Source organism: Cryobacterium arcticum (assembly GCF_001679725.1).
GTDB lineage: Bacteria > Actinomycetota > Actinomycetes > Actinomycetales > Microbacteriaceae > Cryobacterium > Cryobacterium arcticum_A.
Map to the genome: position 1 here is coordinate 1174644 of NZ_CP016282.1, position 15790 is coordinate 1190433.

The 15790-nt window shown below is 69.4% G+C and carries 15 protein-coding genes; 2 read left to right on the forward strand and 13 right to left on the reverse strand.

The genetic code is table 11. From position 1 onward, the window contains the following. The first annotated feature begins 140 nt into the window (after positions 1–140). Positions 141–599, forward strand: a complete 459-nt coding sequence (locus PA27867_RS05240; protein WP_066594154.1) for a GNAT family N-acetyltransferase — start codon at positions 141–143, stop codon at positions 597–599. Between the two features lie 183 nt (positions 600–782). Here PA27867_RS05240 and PA27867_RS05245 read toward each other — a convergent pair whose 3' ends face one another. The 11 genes from PA27867_RS05245 to PA27867_RS05295 all read right to left on the reverse strand — a co-directional run bounded on the left by PA27867_RS05245 (position 783) and on the right by PA27867_RS05295 (position 14163). Beyond that, on the reverse strand, positions 783–2273 hold the full coding sequence (locus tag PA27867_RS05245) for a DEAD/DEAH box helicase (RefSeq protein WP_066594156.1): 1491 nt from the start codon (positions 2271–2273) through the stop codon (positions 783–785). 150 nt (positions 2274–2423) lie between these two features. Continuing rightward, positions 2424–3182, reverse strand: a complete 759-nt coding sequence (locus PA27867_RS05250) for a GntR family transcriptional regulator (RefSeq protein ID WP_084020720.1) — start codon at positions 3180–3182, stop codon at positions 2424–2426. A gap of 119 nt (positions 3183–3301) precedes the next feature. Continuing rightward, entirely contained in the window at positions 3302–4408 is a 1107-nt protein-coding gene (locus tag PA27867_RS05255) for an LLM class flavin-dependent oxidoreductase (protein ID WP_066594158.1), read from the reverse strand. A gap of 1 nt (position 4409) precedes the next feature. Beyond that, positions 4410–5744, reverse strand: coding sequence for an NtaA/DmoA family FMN-dependent monooxygenase (locus PA27867_RS05260; RefSeq protein WP_066594160.1), 1335 nt, complete (start codon positions 5742–5744; stop codon positions 4410–4412). A 49-nt stretch (positions 5745–5793) separates the two neighbouring features. Beyond that, positions 5794–7086 (reverse strand): LLM class flavin-dependent oxidoreductase, encoded by a 1293-nt coding sequence (locus tag PA27867_RS05265; RefSeq protein ID WP_066594162.1) that lies wholly within the window; start codon positions 7084–7086, stop codon positions 5794–5796. Then, complete coding sequence (locus tag PA27867_RS05270; protein WP_066594164.1) at positions 7083–8081, reverse strand: LLM class flavin-dependent oxidoreductase; 999 nt, start codon at positions 8079–8081, stop codon at positions 7083–7085. Before PA27867_RS05270 ends, PA27867_RS05265 begins: the two co-directional genes overlap by 4 nt. Then, entirely contained in the window at positions 8068–8943 is an 876-nt protein-coding gene (locus tag PA27867_RS05275; protein WP_066594167.1) for an alpha/beta fold hydrolase, read from the reverse strand. Before PA27867_RS05275 ends, PA27867_RS05270 begins: the two co-directional genes overlap by 14 nt. Then, entirely contained in the window at positions 8943–10253 is a 1311-nt protein-coding gene (locus PA27867_RS05280) for an NtaA/DmoA family FMN-dependent monooxygenase (protein WP_066594169.1), read from the reverse strand. The genes PA27867_RS05275 and PA27867_RS05280 overlap by 1 nt, the downstream gene beginning before the upstream one ends. A gap of 56 nt (positions 10254–10309) precedes the next feature. Beyond that, a complete protein-coding gene (locus PA27867_RS05285; RefSeq protein WP_066594172.1) occupies positions 10310–11869 on the reverse strand; it encodes a sugar ABC transporter ATP-binding protein in 1560 nt (519 codons plus the stop codon). After that, positions 11866–12894 carry an ABC transporter permease gene (locus PA27867_RS05290; protein ID WP_066594174.1) on the reverse strand — a complete coding sequence of 343 codons (1029 nt, stop codon included), beginning with the start codon at positions 12892–12894 and terminating at the stop codon, positions 11866–11868. Before PA27867_RS05290 ends, PA27867_RS05285 begins: the two co-directional genes overlap by 4 nt. Positions 12895–13014: 120 nt before the next feature. After that, positions 13015–14163: a sugar ABC transporter substrate-binding protein gene (locus PA27867_RS05295; protein WP_084020722.1), complete on the reverse strand. Its 1149-nt coding sequence runs from the start codon at positions 14161–14163 to the stop codon at positions 13015–13017. Positions 14164–14437: 274 nt separating this feature from the next. On the opposite strand from PA27867_RS05295, the gene PA27867_RS05300 reads away from it, so the two are divergent. After that, entirely contained in the window at positions 14438–15139 is a 702-nt protein-coding gene (locus PA27867_RS05300; RefSeq protein WP_066594177.1) for a ferritin-like fold-containing protein, read from the forward strand. Between the two features lie 82 nt (positions 15140–15221). On the opposite strand, the gene PA27867_RS05305 is transcribed toward PA27867_RS05300, so the two are convergent. Next, the gene (locus tag PA27867_RS05305) at positions 15222–15524 is read right to left on the reverse strand and encodes a hypothetical protein (RefSeq protein ID WP_066594179.1); all 303 of its coding nucleotides are present in this window, start codon (positions 15522–15524) and stop codon (positions 15222–15224) included. A gap of 6 nt (positions 15525–15530) precedes the next feature. Next, positions 15531–15755, reverse strand: a complete 225-nt coding sequence (locus PA27867_RS05310) for a DUF3107 domain-containing protein (protein WP_066594181.1) — start codon at positions 15753–15755, stop codon at positions 15531–15533. Positions 15756–15790 lie beyond the last annotated feature (35 nt).

A 15790-nucleotide genomic window follows, 5' to 3' on the forward strand; every position in this document is an offset into this window, starting at 1 on the left:
CGCCAAACTGCCCCCTCGAGCGCCCTGAGAGGGCGATTCGACGCAACTCGGCGCCTGCCGGTCGTCGGACCGGGCCTGGCTCCCGAGGGGGATGGCTCGGCGAACGGCCCCGGTTCCGTTCGGCCCCATAACCTTGAGTCATGCTCCAGCTGGCCCCCACGACTTCTCGCGATCTCGGGGAGCTGACCGAGTTCCTGCGGGGCGTTGACCTGACCCTGAGCGGACTGGACTCTCCGGCGGTGCGCTTGTGGATCGCGCGTGATGCGTCGACCGGCTGCATCGTCGCCAGTACGGGCTTCGAATGCAGTGACGATGGCAGCCAGGTTCTCATTCGCAGTGTTGCCGTTGATCCGTCCCGCCGGGGGCACGGCACGGGCCTCGAGCTGGCCGGATTCGCTCTCGATCGCGCGGCAGAGGCTGGAGCGGAGCGCGCGTGGCTGTTCAGCCGCCGCTCCGGAGAGTTCTGGCAGCGAATGGGCTTTGCTCTGGCGTCCACCGGGGACCTCGCCGCGGTGCTCGCGAGCACGCATCAGGTGCGGCACTTCGCCGAAACAGGTCAGCTTGCCCGCGAGGTGGCCTGGAGCCGGCTGCTCAGCTGAGCGTCGAAGCGACGTCCATCATGTGAGCGTCATGCCGACCGGTCGCGAATTGCCGCCTGACGCCCTTTCCCGGGCGCTGAGGGGGCAATGTGTCGCAACTCGGCGCGGTCGGGTGTGTTGAGATGCGGCAAACGGCCCCTTCACACGAGGTGAAGGAGCCGTTTGCGGCATGTCAGGGGCAGGTTACGCCGTGGGCGCCTGCGGGGAGCGGCGGCGGGTGCGGCTGCGACGGCGGGGAGCGCTGTTGCCGTCGTGGTGCTCGGTGCCTCCGCCGTCGTGGGTGCCGGCTGCCGGGGTGGCGGCGGGGGCATCCGGGTTGGTGGTCGTGCCAACGCGGGTGCGCGGACGGCTGGTCTGCTCGCCCGAGCGGCCCGAACCGGAGCGCCCGTCCGAGCGGCCATCGGTACGTCCGCCGGAGCGGCTGTCGCTGCGGGCACCGCGGTTGGCGTCACGGCCGGAGGCGGCGCCGGGCACGGTCTCCTTGATCGGGGTCGCACGCAGACGCCCCTTCGAGCCGGCCGGGATGTTCAGGTCGGTGTAGAGGTGCGGCGACGAGGAATAGGTCTCCTGCGGCTCGGGGGTGCCGAAGTCGAGGGCCTTGTTGATCAGGGTCCACTTGGGCATGTCGTCCCAGTCCACGAAGGTGACGGCGATGCCGGTCTTGCCGGCGCGGCCGGTGCGGCCCACGCGGTGCAGGTAGGCCTTCTCATCCTCGGGAATGGTGTGGTTGATCACGTGGGTGACGTCGTCGACGTCGATGCCGCGCGCGGCGACATCCGTGGCGATCAGGATGTCTTTCTTGCCGGCCTTGAACGCCGCCATGGCGCGCTCGCGCTGCTCCTGGTTGAGGTCGCCGTGCACGGCGGTGGCGTTGAAGCCACGGTCACCGAGCTCCTCGACGAGCTTGGCGGCGGCCCGCTTGGTACGGGTGAAGATCACGGTCTTGCCGCGGCCCTCGGCCATCAGGATGCGGCCGATGACCTCGTCCTTGTCCATGTTGTGCGCCCGGTAGACCAAGTGCTCGATGTTGGCCTGCATGAGGCCCTCGTCGGGGTCGCTCGCGCGGATGTGGATGGGCTTGGTCATGAACCGGCGGGCCAGGGCCACGATCGGGCCGGGCATGGTGGCCGAGAAGAGCATGGTGTGACGGGTGGACGGCGTCTGCGAGAAGAGCTTCTCGATGTCGGCGAGGAAGCCGAGGTCGAGCATCTTGTCGGCCTCGTCGAGCACCATCTCGCGCACGTTGGAAAGGCTGAGCAGGCGCTGGCTGGCGAGGTCGAGCAGGCGACCGGGGGTGCCGACGACGATCTGCGCGCCGGCCTTGAGCTGCTCGATCTGACCCTCGTAGGCCTTGCCGCCGTAGATGGAGACGATGGTGGTGCCGCGGTTGCTCGCTGCGAGCTCGAGGTCTTCGCTGACCTGCACGCACAGTTCGCGGGTGGGAACGACCACGAGGGCCTGCACACCGGGCTCGGGGTTCAGGCCGAGGCGCTGGATCAGCGGCAGCCCGAAGCCGAGGGTCTTACCGGTTCCGGTCTTGGCCTGGCCGATGATGTCCTGGCCGCTGAGGGCGAGCGGGATCGTCTGGGTCTGGATCGGGAAGGGCTCGAGGATGCCCTTGGCGGCCAGGGCGTCGACGATGTCCTGGTCGATATTGAGTTCGGTGAAGGTCACTTTTTTGTTTGCCTGTCTTGCTAGAAGCGGGATGCGCCCGTCTTCTGCTTCAGGCGCAAGTCCACCGATCCGACGCCGGTGAATGACACCAGACTATAGGTGCGGCCTGGGCAAAAGCCGCTGACACCCTCGAACCGGTGCTGTTTACGGTCAGGCCCGGAGTGCGGACAGTGGCGCCCGCGTCTCCTCGGCCACCTTGACGGTCGTCATGGGGAAGGACACCGTTCCGGCCGGGTAATAGGAGAAGGTGTACTCCTGGGCGATGTCGCGCCGGTCGACGAGCACCTGTTCACGCACCAGCACGGGTGAGCCGGTGGGGATGCCCAGCATCCGTGCGGTGGCCGGGTCGCAGGCGCCGGCATCCACCACCGACCGGATCTCCGCCAGCGGCGACCCGTAGACGGCCTCGAAGGCATCCGCGAGGCTCGGGCAGCTCTGCCACACCGGCGGTTGGGCGTAGCTGCGGCGGAAGTACGCGATCCGCACGCCGACGGCGACGGCGTCGTCGAAGAAGCAGTGTTCCACCAGGCCCACATAGTCTTCGGTGGTCTGCAGCTTGGCGGCCACGGTGGGAGTGGTCTGCACAGTGCGGTAGTCGGTGCGGATCACCGAGAAGCGGGTGGATGCCTTCCACGGCAGGATGTCGTCGATGGGGAGCTGCAGCACCGCCCGGTTCAGCCGGGTCCCGCTGCGCCGCTGCCGGCTGACCATGCCCTCCTCGCTCAACTGCTGCAGCGCCTCCCTGATGGCCGTGCGGGTGATGCCCAGGGAACGGATCAGGGTGTCCTCCACGAGCTTCTGGTCGACGACCACGTCGCCGGACCTGATCATCACCCGGAGCAGGTCGTAGGCGCGGCGGGTCTGGTTCGTCGACGTGCCCGTGGCCGTTGCAGGCTGGTCGTCTGGCATGGCAGGTTCCTGTTCGGCGGATGCGGTCCGGCGGCTTCCGGGCCTCTCGCCAACGTAACAAGCCACCGTTTCGTCCATGTGACCACTTGTCGACGATGTCGCTACGGCTGGCCGTGAGTTCACCGGGCGGGGGCTTGGTAGGTGTGCATCAACGGCATGACCTTCTCGGCGAACCGCACCACATCGGTTGTGTAGTCGGCGAAGGTGAGGACGGCGCTGGCCACCCCGGCCTCCTCATCGAGGGCGTCGAGATAGGCGGCGATGCGCCGGTAGGAGCCGACGATGTGCGGGGAGTACCAGCAGGACCCCTGCAGGAACGCGGCCCGGTCCGGGTGGTCGAAGACCACCGGCGGCACGCCACCCTCCTGTCGTTTCAGGCCCACGTTCACGGCGGTTCCGGTGCGGTCGTTGCGGGCGGCCGCGGCGATGCCGGCCTGGGCGCCCAGGTCGACGCCGGCCATGTAGTGCTGTGCCTCGGCCACGGCTTCCTCGTCGGTCTCGGCCATGATGATGCCCAGCAGCACGGCGCTCTCACAGTGCCGGCCGAGCCGTGCGCAGCGCTCGGCGAGTCCGGCGGCGGCCTGGGCGAGTTCGTCGATGGGCCCGAGGATGAAGTTGACGTCGGCGTGGGCCGCCGCCACATCCAGGCTCGCGGGTGACTGGCCCGGCACGATCACGGTGACGCCGTGTTCGGGCGTGGGCTGCACGAGGCAGTCGTCAAGGGCGAAGAAGTCGCTCTGGTGGGTGAGCCGGCCGTGCTCCCAGAGCCCGCGCAGGATGCTGATGAACTCGGCGCTGTAGGCGTACCGGTCGGTGTAGTAGTCCTCGGAGGGCCACATGCCCATTTGCTCGTATTCGTAGCGGTTCCACCCGGCGACGATGTTCACGCCGAACCGGCCCGCGGAGGCGTCGTCGAGGGTGGCGCCGAGGCGGGCGACCATGGCCGGGTTCACCGAGGGCACCCCGACGGATGCCCAGAGTTTGATGGTGCTGGTCGCTTCGACCAGCGCGGCCATGAGCACCGTCGACTCCACCGCGTGGTTCCAGTAGTCGGTCTCCCCGCCGAAGCCGCGGTACTTCACCATGGAGAGGGCGAAATCGTAGCCGTGCTTCTCGGCATCCACCGTGATCTGCTTGTTCAGCGCGTAGGTCGGCTGATATTGCGGAGCGTTGGTCGAGTAGATGTAGCCGTTGTTGGCCGTGGGCAGGAACACTCCGCACTTCATCTCAGAACTCCACAAGGTGATCGCGGAGCGTCGTGCCGGAGTAGCCGTCGCGGATCAGGCCGCGGCGCCGCAGCGCCGGCGCCAAGCCGTCGGCGACCTCGGCCATGTTGCGGCGGGTGGTGGGCAGGTAGAGCAGGAAGCCGTCACCGCCGACCTCGTCCATGATCTCGCCCATCTTGGCGGCGACGGTGTCGGGGCTGCCGACGAGGCCGAGGTCGGTGATCTGGAAGGAGCTGGCGACGACGTCGCGCAGGGTCTTGCCCGCGCTGTCCTGGAAGATGGCCGCAACTGAACTGTGTTCGCCGTTCTGCCGGCTGAAGTCGATGTCGGACACCAGGGTGTCGGGATCGATGGCGCCGAAGTCGATACGGCCGCCGCTGGTGTACGACATGTTCCAGAGGTTGTACTCGATCGCGGCGTCACTCGCGCGGCCCGCGAGAGAGGCCGCGGCCAGGTCCCTGGCCTCCTGGTCGGTGGCGGCGATGACCGGGGTGACCAGGAACAGGAACTTGACCTTGTCGGGATCCCGGCCGTACGAGGCGACCCGGCGGCGCATGTCGGCGCGGTACTCCTTCATCTCCTCGACGGTCTTGCACATCGACATCATGGTGTCGTCGTAGCGGGCGGCCATGTCCCGGCCGGCCTCCGAGCCGCCGGCCGACGCCACCGGCGGGCGGCCCTGCGGACCAGGGATGGTGTTCAACGGTCCGCGGGAGGAGAAGTACTTGCCCACGAAGTCGATCGGTTCGACCTTGGTGTGGTCGGCGTAGATGCCGCTCTCCAGGTCGGCGAGAACCGCGCCGGGTTGCCAGGAGCCCTGCAGCTGCTGCACCACGTCCACCCATTCCTGCGCCATCAGGTAACGCTCGTCGTGGTCGAAGTGCTGCGCGAAACCGTAGTTCTGCGCCACCCGGTCGGTGACGCTGGTGACGACGTTCATGCCCACCCGGCCCTCGGTGAGGTGGTCGAGGGTGGTGAACAGCCGGGCGGCCAGGTAGGGCGGGTACTGGATAACCGAGGCGGTGGGGATGATGCCGATGTGCTTGGTGCGCTGGGTCATCAGCGGTACAAGCGGCATCGGGTCGTTCTTGGGGGCCATGAATCCGCGCCGCAGGCTGGTCTCCGCCGTGCCCTTGTAGCTGTCCTCGACCATGGCCGTGTCCTCGATGAGGATGTAGTCGAAGCCGGCCCGCTCCATCGAGGTGGCCAGGTCGACGTAGATGTCGGGCTTCATCCAGTCGGTGACGTTCGAGCCCACCCAGGGGCCGTCACCGCCCTTGGCATTCCAGGGCTGAATGCCGAAACCGTTGCCGAGAAACCAGCCGAGGTGGAACATGGGTGCCTCTTTCTGAAGGATGTCGTGGGGGAGCGGTGGGTGCAGCAGGTCAGCGGGCGGCGAGGCGCTCGCCGAAGGTTCCGGGGCCGTACCCGGTCTGGGCGAGGCCGCGGCGTTGCAGTTCGGGGACGAGGCCGTCGAGCACCTCGTCGAGGTAGTGCCGGCTGATCAGTCCGCCGCCGCCGTGGAAGAGCAGGAAGCCGTCGCCGCCGACGAATTCCATGGCCTCCTCCATCTGGTCGGCCACGGTCTGCGGGGTGCCGACGAGGCGGAGCGAGGTGGACTCGCCCTTGCCGGCCATGGCCTGCCGCAGGCTCGACCCGCGGGTGGCGGCCTTCATGGCATCCAGGATGCTCTGCGCCCCGTTGGTGGTGGCATCCTCGGGGATCGGCCGGTCGAGGTCGTACTGGGCGAAGTCGATCTCCGAGACGTTGGAGAGCTGCACCAGGCGGCGCAGGAAGTTGTCGCCGTCGGCCGAGTACATCCGGGCCTCCTTGGCCTCCGCCTCGGCGACGGTCTCGCCCAGGATCGGTGTGACCATGTAGAGCACCCGGCAGGAGTCGGGGTCGGTGCCGGCGCGCTCGAGTCGCTGGCGGATGCCGTCGCGGTACGCCTTCATGGCCGGCAGGCCGGTGGGCACCGACACGATCAGGTCGGCCCAGCGGGCTGCGAAGTCCATCCCGGCGGAGGAGCCCCCGGCCTGGCACAGCACGGGGCGGCGTTGCACCGGCGGCAGGGCGGACGGGGCCGCAGCCGCGTAGTAGTCGCCGTCGAAGGCGACCCCGTCGGCGCCGGTCCAGAACTCGTCGACCAGGCTCACGTACTCCTCGGCACGGGCGTACCGCTCGTCGTGTTCCCAGAGGGTGTCGAGCCCGACGTTCTGCGCGGCCAGGTTCTCGAACGAGGTCACGATGTTCCAACCCGCCCGGCCGTCGCTGAGCTGGTCGAGGGTGGCCTGCAGCTGGGCGAGGCGGTGCGGCGGGTACAGGCTGGTGCTCATCGTGGTGACGATGCCGAGCCGCTCGGTGGCCTGGGAGATGGCCGCGGCCAGGGGCAGCGGGTCGTGCTTGGGCGCCTTGGTCGTGGCTTTGAATTCGGCCGTCATGCTGCTGCCGAAGTTCTCCGGAACCACGCTGGAGTCTTCCAGCATCACCAGGTCGATCGAGGCCCGCTCCAGGGCACGGGCCATGTCGACGTAGAACTCGCCGTCGGTCCAGCCGGTGGGGGTGCTGCCGGCCCACGGCCGGTTCCAGGCCGTGGGCATGTAGTTCATGAACCAGCCCAGGACCATCCGGCGACGCTCGTCGTGGCTGGTGGTCGGGGGAGTGGGCTCGGCGTTCATGCGGGGTCCTCCGTCGTGGCCGAAGCTGTGCGTGCAGGGGCTGTGCGTGCAGGTGCTGTGCGTGCGCGGGCCGTGGTGGCCGGGGTCTGAGTGGGGTCGGCCCAGTCGAAGTCCGGAGCGGGCAGGCCCAGGCGCTCGCGCAGCAGCCCGCCGCGGCCGCGGTGCGGCAGCAGGCCCGGCAGCACCGTGTGCACGACCTGGCCGTAGAGCGCGGGGTCGTCGATGCCGGAGAACAGGTACCCGTCGGCCGTCGTCCGCGGCGGCGCGGTCGCCGCGGTACCGGTCAGTTCGAGGAGCACCGTGGCGGCGTGGAGCCTGGCCGCGGCGACATCCGCTTCAACGTTCACCACCAGCAGGTCGGCGGCGGCGCTCGCCGCGTCCGGATCCGTGGCGCCCTGCGGCCAGCGGGCCACGATGACCGGGCGGCCCTGCGGCGAGCGGGGCATGTTGAGCGGCCCGCGCACGGCAAAGAACTCCCCGCGGTGGTGCGGCACGTGCACGCGGGCCGGGTCGACGTACTGGCCGGCGTCCACGTCGGCAATGAGGGCGCCGGGCTCCCAGGAATTCCAGAGGGCGGCGGTGGCGGTGAGGTAGTCGGCCGCGGCGCGGTCGAGCTCAGCAGGGTCGGTGACGCCCGACGCGTTCCAGCGGGCGGTGTCGTCGGTGGAGGAGAAGGGGGCCGGCCCCGCGTCGACCAGCCAGCCCGCCCGGCCGCGGGTGAGCGCGTCCAGTGTGCCCAGCGCCCGGGCCGTGTGGAACGGCGGCTGCAGCCACGGCGACAGGGCGACGATCAGGCCGATCCGCGGCGCACGCCGGCTGGCGGCGCCGGCGAGCAGGATCGGGTCGGCGGCGGCCAGCGACTCGTGGGCGAGCAGCACGGCGTCGACGCCGGCGGCGTCCAGCTGGGCGATCGTGTCGAGGCGGCGGCGCAGGTCGCCGCCCGCGACGCTCCAGAACACCAGGGGCGAGGGCGTGGTGGGTTCAGCTGACGGCATGGGAACCTCCGAAGGGGGCCGGGGAGTCGGCCGGGGCCACCCTGCGCGGCACCGACGCGACCCGCTGGAGGAACCGAGCGTAGGGACCGGAGACGAGAGCCGGCTGCTGATCAAGCAGGTACGCTCCCGCGGCGAGTTCATGGAATTCGATGTCGCTCCGCGTGGCCAGCGTCGCGGCGGCATAGGGGTGCAGCACGTCGGCCACGCCGCTGAACAGCACGGCCGGGCAGGTGGTCGACGCCAGCTGGGCGCCGAGATCGGTGCGGAACACCGTGAGGTAGGCCTCGTGCCAGCGCTCGCCGGCAGCGAGCTTGTCGACGGTTTCACGCTGGCGTAGAGCGAGGTCGGGCGGGTACGCGAGCGGGTCGCCGTCGATGGTGGCGACCTGCCGCCAGACCGTGGCCAGGTGGCTGCCGGCCTCGTCGACGACCAGGCCGGTGACGGATGCCTCCCACTCGGCGCGCTCCGCGGCGGAGAGCACCAGCGGACCGATCATCGCCAGGCTCGACACGCGCTCCGGCGCCGCCGCGGCCACCGCGATGGCGATGGCCGCGCCGGTGTGGTGCCCGAGCAGGTGGAACGAGTCCGCGCCCAGCACATCCGCCGCCTCGAGCACGACCCGGGCCCAGTCGGCCACGTCGTACGGGCCGGCCGGCCGGTACGACATGCCGAAGCCCGGGGTGTCGAGTGCCACGAACCGGTGGGTGCGGCCCAGCTCTCCGGTGGCGAGTTCGCCGGCGAATTTCTCGAACATGACCGAGGACGCGGCGGTCTGGTGCAGCAGGAGCACCAGGGTCTCGCCCGCGCCGCACTCGCGCAGGTGGACCTGCCCGTCGGCGAGGTCGAGGTAGCCGCGGCGCATCAGCTGAACGAGTTGAGGTTGCCGAGCAGGGTGTCGTGCGCGTAGCTCGTGCGCAGCAGGCCGCGGCGCTGCAGGGCCGGGGCCACGCCATCCGTCATCTCGGCCACGTACTGCCGGCTGATCGGCTGGCCGTAGATGAGGAATCCGTCGCCGCCGACCTCCTGCATGAACTCGTCCATCTGGGCCGCGATGCCGTCGGGCGTGCCGACCATCTCGGTGGTCTGCACCCGCATGCCGCTGAAGCCCTCACGGATGGTCTTGCCGGCCAGCTGCTTGCGCCAGATCTCCAGGGTGCTCTGGTGGCCGTTCGTGGACACGTCGTCGGGGATCGGCTGGTCGGGGTCGTACGGCGAGAAGTCGATCTCCATGGTGGCCGCGAAGTGGGTCATCTGCACCTCGAAGTTGTGCTGCTTGCGTGCGTACCAGGCAGCGTTCTTCTCCTCGGCGTCGCGGGCGGTCTCGCCCACGATCGGGTACACCACGGAGAACACCTTGATCTCGTCGGGGTCGCGGCCGATCAGCGCGGCGCGGCGGCGGATGTCGTCGCGGTATTCCTTGGCGCCGGCGGCGCCGTTGGGGATGGCAAGGATGACATCGGCGTGTTTGGCGGCGAAGTCCCGGCCGCGCGGCGAGCCGCCGGCCTGGCAGATCACCGGGCGGCCGTTCGGGCCGGCCGGGATGTTGAGCGGGCCGCGGGTCTTGTAGTACTCGCCCTCGTAGTGCACGGGCTGAACCTTCTCGAAGTCGGCGTAGTAGCCGCTCTCGGCGTCGGCGAGGATGGCGCCTTCCCCCCACGAGCCCCAGAGCGCCTTCACCGCGGCCATGAACTCTTCGGCCATCTCGTAACGCAGGTCGTGCTCCGGCAGCTTGTCGAGGCCGAAGTTCTGGGCGGCCCGGTCTTCGCTGGAGGTGACGACGTTCCAGCCGACCCGGCCGCCGCTGAGGTTGTTGATCGTGGCGAACTGGCGGGCCAGCTGGTACGGGTGCGAGAAGGTGCTCGATGCGGTGGCGATGATGCCGATGTGCTTGGTGGCGCGGGCGAGCATGGCTGCAGCGACCACCGGGTCCATCTTGGGGGCGTACCGGGCGTGCTTGAGTTCGATCTCCGCGGTGCCCTGGTAGATGTCGGGCACCATGAGCGAGTCCTCGAGCATGATGAAGTCGAAACCGGCGCGTTCGAGGTTCTGCACCATGTCGACGTGGAAGTCGCCGTTGAACCAGGTGAGCGGGTCGTTACCGCGGTACGGGGTCTTCCATTCTGGGGCGGTGAGGTTGCCGAACCAGCCGAGGCGGAAGGGGTCTGCGGACATGGGTGTTCTCCTTGCGTATGGTGCGGGTAGACGGGGAAAGGTGTGGCGCCGGCCGGTCAGGCGGCGACGGAGATCTCGCTCGGTGCGGCCTCGCAGGCCTCGAGCAGGGCGTGCTCGGTGAGGCTGTCACGGCCCAGTTCGGCAATCACCTGGCCGTGGTGCAGCACGATCACCCGGTGGCAGATGGCCGCGAGCAGCTCGTGCTCACCCGAGAACACGACGACGGCGCTGCCGGCGGCGGCGGCCACCATGGCATCGTTCAGCAGGGCCTTCGCCGCGCCGGGGTCGACGCCCTGGGTGGGTTCGTCGAGCAGCAGCACCCCGGGCTCCAGCTGGAGCCACTTGGCGAAGACCACCTTCTGTTGGTTGCCGCCGCTGAACCCGGCCATGGCGTAGTCGGGCCGGTTGGGCGACACGTCGACCTGGCCCATCAGCTCGAACGCGCGTTGCTGCACGGCCTTGGTGCGGATGCCGAACAGGCCGAAGAACCGGTCGATCACGGGCAGGGTCACGTTCTCCTCCGCGGTGCCGGCGATCCAGACGCCGTCACGCAGCCGGTTGCCTGGCACGAGGGCGACGCCCGCACGGATGGCCGCGGTCGGGGAGGCGAACCGGGCCGGTGCGCCGTCGACCTCGATGCGCCCAGCGGTGGGGGAGTCTTCGCCGAAGAGCAGGAACGGCAGCTCTTCCTGGCCCATCCCGGCCAGCCCGGTGACGCCGACGACCTCGCCGGCGTGTGCGCTGAAGCTCACCTGCGACACCCGCTCGCCGCTGAGGCCGTCGACCATGAGGCGGGCGGGGCCGCCCGTGAAGGCCGGCGGGGTGGGAAAAAAGTCGTCCATCCGGCGGCCGAGCATGTGCGCGACGAGCTCGGCGCGGCTGGTCTCGCTCACCTTCACCTCGACGATGTCCCGGCCGGCGCGCATGACCGTGGCACGGTCGCAGACCTCCATCACCTCGGAGAGCCGGTGGCTGACGAAGACCACCCCGGCGCCGAGGTCGGCGACCCGGCGCATCAGGTCGAGCAGACGCGCGGCTTCGGGCTTGGACAGGGCGGCGGTGGGTTCGTCGAGGATGAAGAGCTGCTCGGTGCTGTCACCGTCCATCAGGCGCATGGCGCGGGCCACCGCGAGCAGTGCCCGCTCGGCCGGGCTGAGGGTGGAGACCTCGGCGTCGAGGTCGAATTCGACGCCCAGGCGGTGCATCAGGTCGGTGTAGATGGCACGTTCCTTCTTCACGTTGACCGGGCTGAGCAGGCGGGCGCCGTAGCGGGCGTTGATGCCGAGGTTCTCCAGCACGGTCATCGAGTCGACCAGGCCGATGTCCTGGTGGATCACGGCGATGCCGCGGGTATGCGGGTCGGTGGTGGGCATGTGCAGCGGGGAACCGAAGACCTCCACCTCGCCGGCGTCGGGGATGACGACCCCGGTCAGGCTCTTGATCAGGGTGCTCTTGCCGCAGCCGTTCTGGCCGAGCAGGGCGTGCACCTCGCCGGCACGCACCGTGAGCGACACGTCCGCCAGCGCGATGGCGCCGCCGTAGTGCTTGCTGAGGTTCCGCACGGACAGGGCGATGCGGGCATCCGTACCGGCCCGGCCGGCGGTGCGGGCGGTCATCGGGTGTGCCCGCCGCCGCGGCGGCTGCCGGCGAGTTTGGCCGCGGTGACGGCCACCATCAGGGCGACGCCGTAGAAGACGTTGGAGACCCAGGTCTGCGCGCCGAGCAGCTGCAGGGCGGTGATGCCCACCGTGAGCAGGTAGAGGGCGGCAACGGTGCCGAAGGCGTTGAACCGGCCGACCGCGATGGCGGTGGCGCCCAGGAACGCGGCGGCGAACGGCTGCAGCATGTACTGCGAGCCCACGCTCGGGTCCACGGCGCCGAAGTAGCCGATGAAGCAGACGCCGATGAAGGAGGCGAGGAGGCCCGACACGACGTAGGCGCCGGTGCGGATGCGGTTGACCGGCACCCCGGACAGTCGGGCGGCGTTGCGGTTGCCGCCGATGAAGAGGCTGTACCGGCCCAGCGGGGTGCGCTGGTAGACGTACCAGAGCACGATGACCAGGGCCCAGGCATACCAGCTGATCAGCGGGATTCCGAGTAGCTGGGAGCGGGAGAAGTTGACGAACTCGTCGGGGATGCCCGAGATGATGCGGCTGTTGGTGATCAGGTAGGCGAAGCCCGACAGCGCGGTGAACGAGCCGAGCGTCGCGACGAACGAGTCAACGCCCACCCGCACCACGAGGAGCGCGTTGATCAGCCCCACGGCCACGCCGAGGCCGAGGCCGACCAGCACGGCCAGGCCGGAGGGCACGCCCATCTTGGTGAGCTGGGCGACGAGGGCGCCGGTGGCGACCATGGTCTGCGCGACCGACAGGTCGAAGTCGCCCAGCCTCAGCACCACCGTGGCGGTGAGGCCGAGCAGCAGCACCAGCGACTGCGCGTTCACCATGGTGGTGAACAGGGACATGGTGCGGAACTGGGGGAAGACCGCCATGCAGATGAGCACGAGAACCAGCAGGCCGCCCACGAGCGCCCACCGTTCGGTGAAGCCGCCCCAGTTGAAGGGTTGGCGGGCCGGAGCGGTGAAGTCATGCTTCCCGAGGTCCGGTTCGGAGGTGCGGGTGGGGGTTGCCGTTGTCATGGAGTCACCTGTCAGTCCTGGGTGGTGCGCGGTCGTGCGGGGTTCGAAGGGAAAAACTGGAGGGGCTGGTGCCGGGCGGGCCGTGCGCACACGGCCCGCCCGGGGATTTCAGGCTGCGGGTCAGCCGGTCCAGGCGTCGGTGAAGGCGGTCTCGTAGTCGACGTACTCGGGGAAGAGCGCCGCGGCCGAGCCGTCACCGATGGTGGTGGAGTCGATGATGCGGGTCGGGATGACGTAGTCGGGCACCTCGGCGCCCGTGGCGGCGCGGGCGACGCTGTCGAAGGCGATCCAGCCGATCCAGCTCGTGGTGGGCATGGCGATGGTCATGGCTTGGCCGCTGTTGTCGGCGATCATGGCGAGGTTGGCTTCGAGGCCGTCGCGGGAGAGCACCTTGGCCGTGGAGTTGGCGGCGCTCATCACCGGTGACACGAACGGTACGGCGCTGTCCCAGACCGGGTAGACGTAGTTCACGCCCTGGTCCTGCTGCAGCGCGGTCTGCAGCTGGCTGCCGATGTCGGTGCTGACGTTGGCGATGTCCACGTTGAGGGCCTTGAAGCTGCAGTCCTCGGGGCAGTACTCGTCGAAGACGGATGCGGCGCCGTCGGCCATCTTCTGCCACACCCCGACCGAGCTGGAGTAGAGCGAGACCATGTCGGCCTGGCAGCCGGAGTCGATCAGGGCCCACTTGGCCGCGGTCTCGCCGTCACCGGTGAAGTCGCTGGTGAGGTTGGTGTACATGCCTTCTGGCACCTCGTCGGTCGGGTCGCCGTTGAGAGTGTTCTGCACCGGGATGCCCGCGGCGGCGGCCTCGGCCAGGGAACCGGTGACGACAGTGGGGTCGATGCCGACGAGGATGATTCCGGCCGCGTCCTGGGCGACGGCTTGCGAGATGCCCTCGTTGAACCGGTTGGCCAGGCCCTGGCCGTCGTAGGTCACGAGCTTGACGCCGGCGGCATCCGCTGCGGCCTGAACGCCCGTGGCCATGTCGGTGGAGAACTGGTTCATCGAGACGGTGATGAACCAGACCGTGCCGCCGGACAGGGCGGCGAGGTCGAGCGGTTCGGTCGGGGCGACCAGCGCCGTCTCGGCGGTGGCGGCGTCGACGTCGGCCTGAACCGCCGTGACGCACTCCTGCTGGGCGGAGGTGAGGTCTGCCGTGGTGGTGACGTCCGCCGTCTTGGCGGCGTCGGTGGCCGATGTGCAGCCGACGAGGGCGAGTGAGGCGCCCAACGCGAGGGCTATGCCTGCGGCAGTCTGGGTGATCTTCATGCGGAGCTCCAAGGATCGGGGGGAGGGGTGCTGGAGGGGTACGTCAATTCGACGCACCAGCGGTTTCCACCCGATATCGGAAGAGTTAACGCTCTATTGCGCATCGACCGATTTGTTTCGTCACGCGCATAGCCAGAGAAAATGCTGATCAGGGCGCTCCCGACGGCGCGGTATGCGCGCCGGCCACCCGGGCAGGCCGAATAACGCCGCCACGAGGCCGCTGGCGGGGCGGGCCTCCAGTGCTCCCGGCCGGGTCGCCGAGTAAGCTGAGCGCGTGATCTCGTGGTTAGGTGAACGTCCCAAACGGGCAGAGGCGCCCCGGCTGTCGGTCAGGGCTGAACGCCGCGCAACGACGAAGGTCGACATCACCGAACTGGTGCCCGACCTGCTCACCTATCTCGGCCAGGCCGCGTATTTCGAGCTGGGCATGTTCGAGAGCCTGTCCACGGCCGTGATCACCGCGCCCACCCTCGCCGCGAAGGAAGGCCTCAGCCTGGCCGCCGGTCGCGCGCTGTCGAAGCACCACGGCCTGATCGAGGAGATCCGCCGCCGGGACGGCGAACCGGCCACGGTGATGGGCCCGTTCGTTCCCGCGCTCGACCGCTTCCGCACGGCCACGGGCGGAGAGGACTGGCCGGAGCTTCTGCTCAGCTGCTACCTCACCGGTGGTCTGCTCGACGATTTCTTCATCCGACTCTCCGACGCCCTGCCCGGCGATGTGGGGCCGCGGATCGCCCACCTGCTCGGTGAGCACGGCGGCGCCGACGTTCTCGTGCACGAGCTGTCCGCGGCCATCGCCGCGCAGCCCGCGCTGGAGTCTCGCCTGGCCATGTGGGGGCGGCGGCTGGTGGGGGACACCCTGCTCGTGGCCAGGTCCGCCATGGCCGTGAGTCAGGATTCTCGCATCGAACCGGTCTTCACCGAACTGATCGCCGCGCACACCCGCCGCATGGACGGCCTGGGCCTCACCGCCTGAAGTGCCGGCCGGCGCCGCACACACAGAAACGCCCCCATCGGGCCGATGGGGGCGTTTCCTGTTCGTCTGGCTGCCTGTCGCTCTAAGCCGGGAGCCCGGTCTTGCTGATTCTGTGCAGGACCTCCAGGTCGGCGGCCTCGCGGCGACGACCGATGACCACGTCGACCACGACGGATGCCACGGCGGCGGCCGCGAACGACACCCACCAGATCCAGCCGCCGTCCCAGGCCCAGCCGAGCCAGGTCAGTGCGACCCAGGCCAGGCTGGCGACGCCCGTCCCCACGGCCGGCACAAGCACTGAACCGTGAGTGTGGCGGCGGGGCAGCGCGTACCGTGCGGCGAGGCCGAGGATCGCACCGCCGAGGGCGACGAAGAGGAGTTCCATGGAAGGTTAGGCCACGAAGCCGACGCGGCGGGACTCCTCGGAGCCCAGCTCGACATAGGCCAGTCCGATGGTCGGGACGATGTATACGCGGCCCTTCTTGTCGCTGAGCTTGAGGTAGCCGGTCTGCCCGGCGAGAGCGGCTGCGACGGTCTCTTCGACCTCGTTGGCCGGCTGAGTCGTCTCGAAACTGATCTCCCGGGGGGAGTTGAAGATACCAATGCGGATGTCCACGGATGCGCCTTTCGGTTGCCTACCCGCTCAGATTA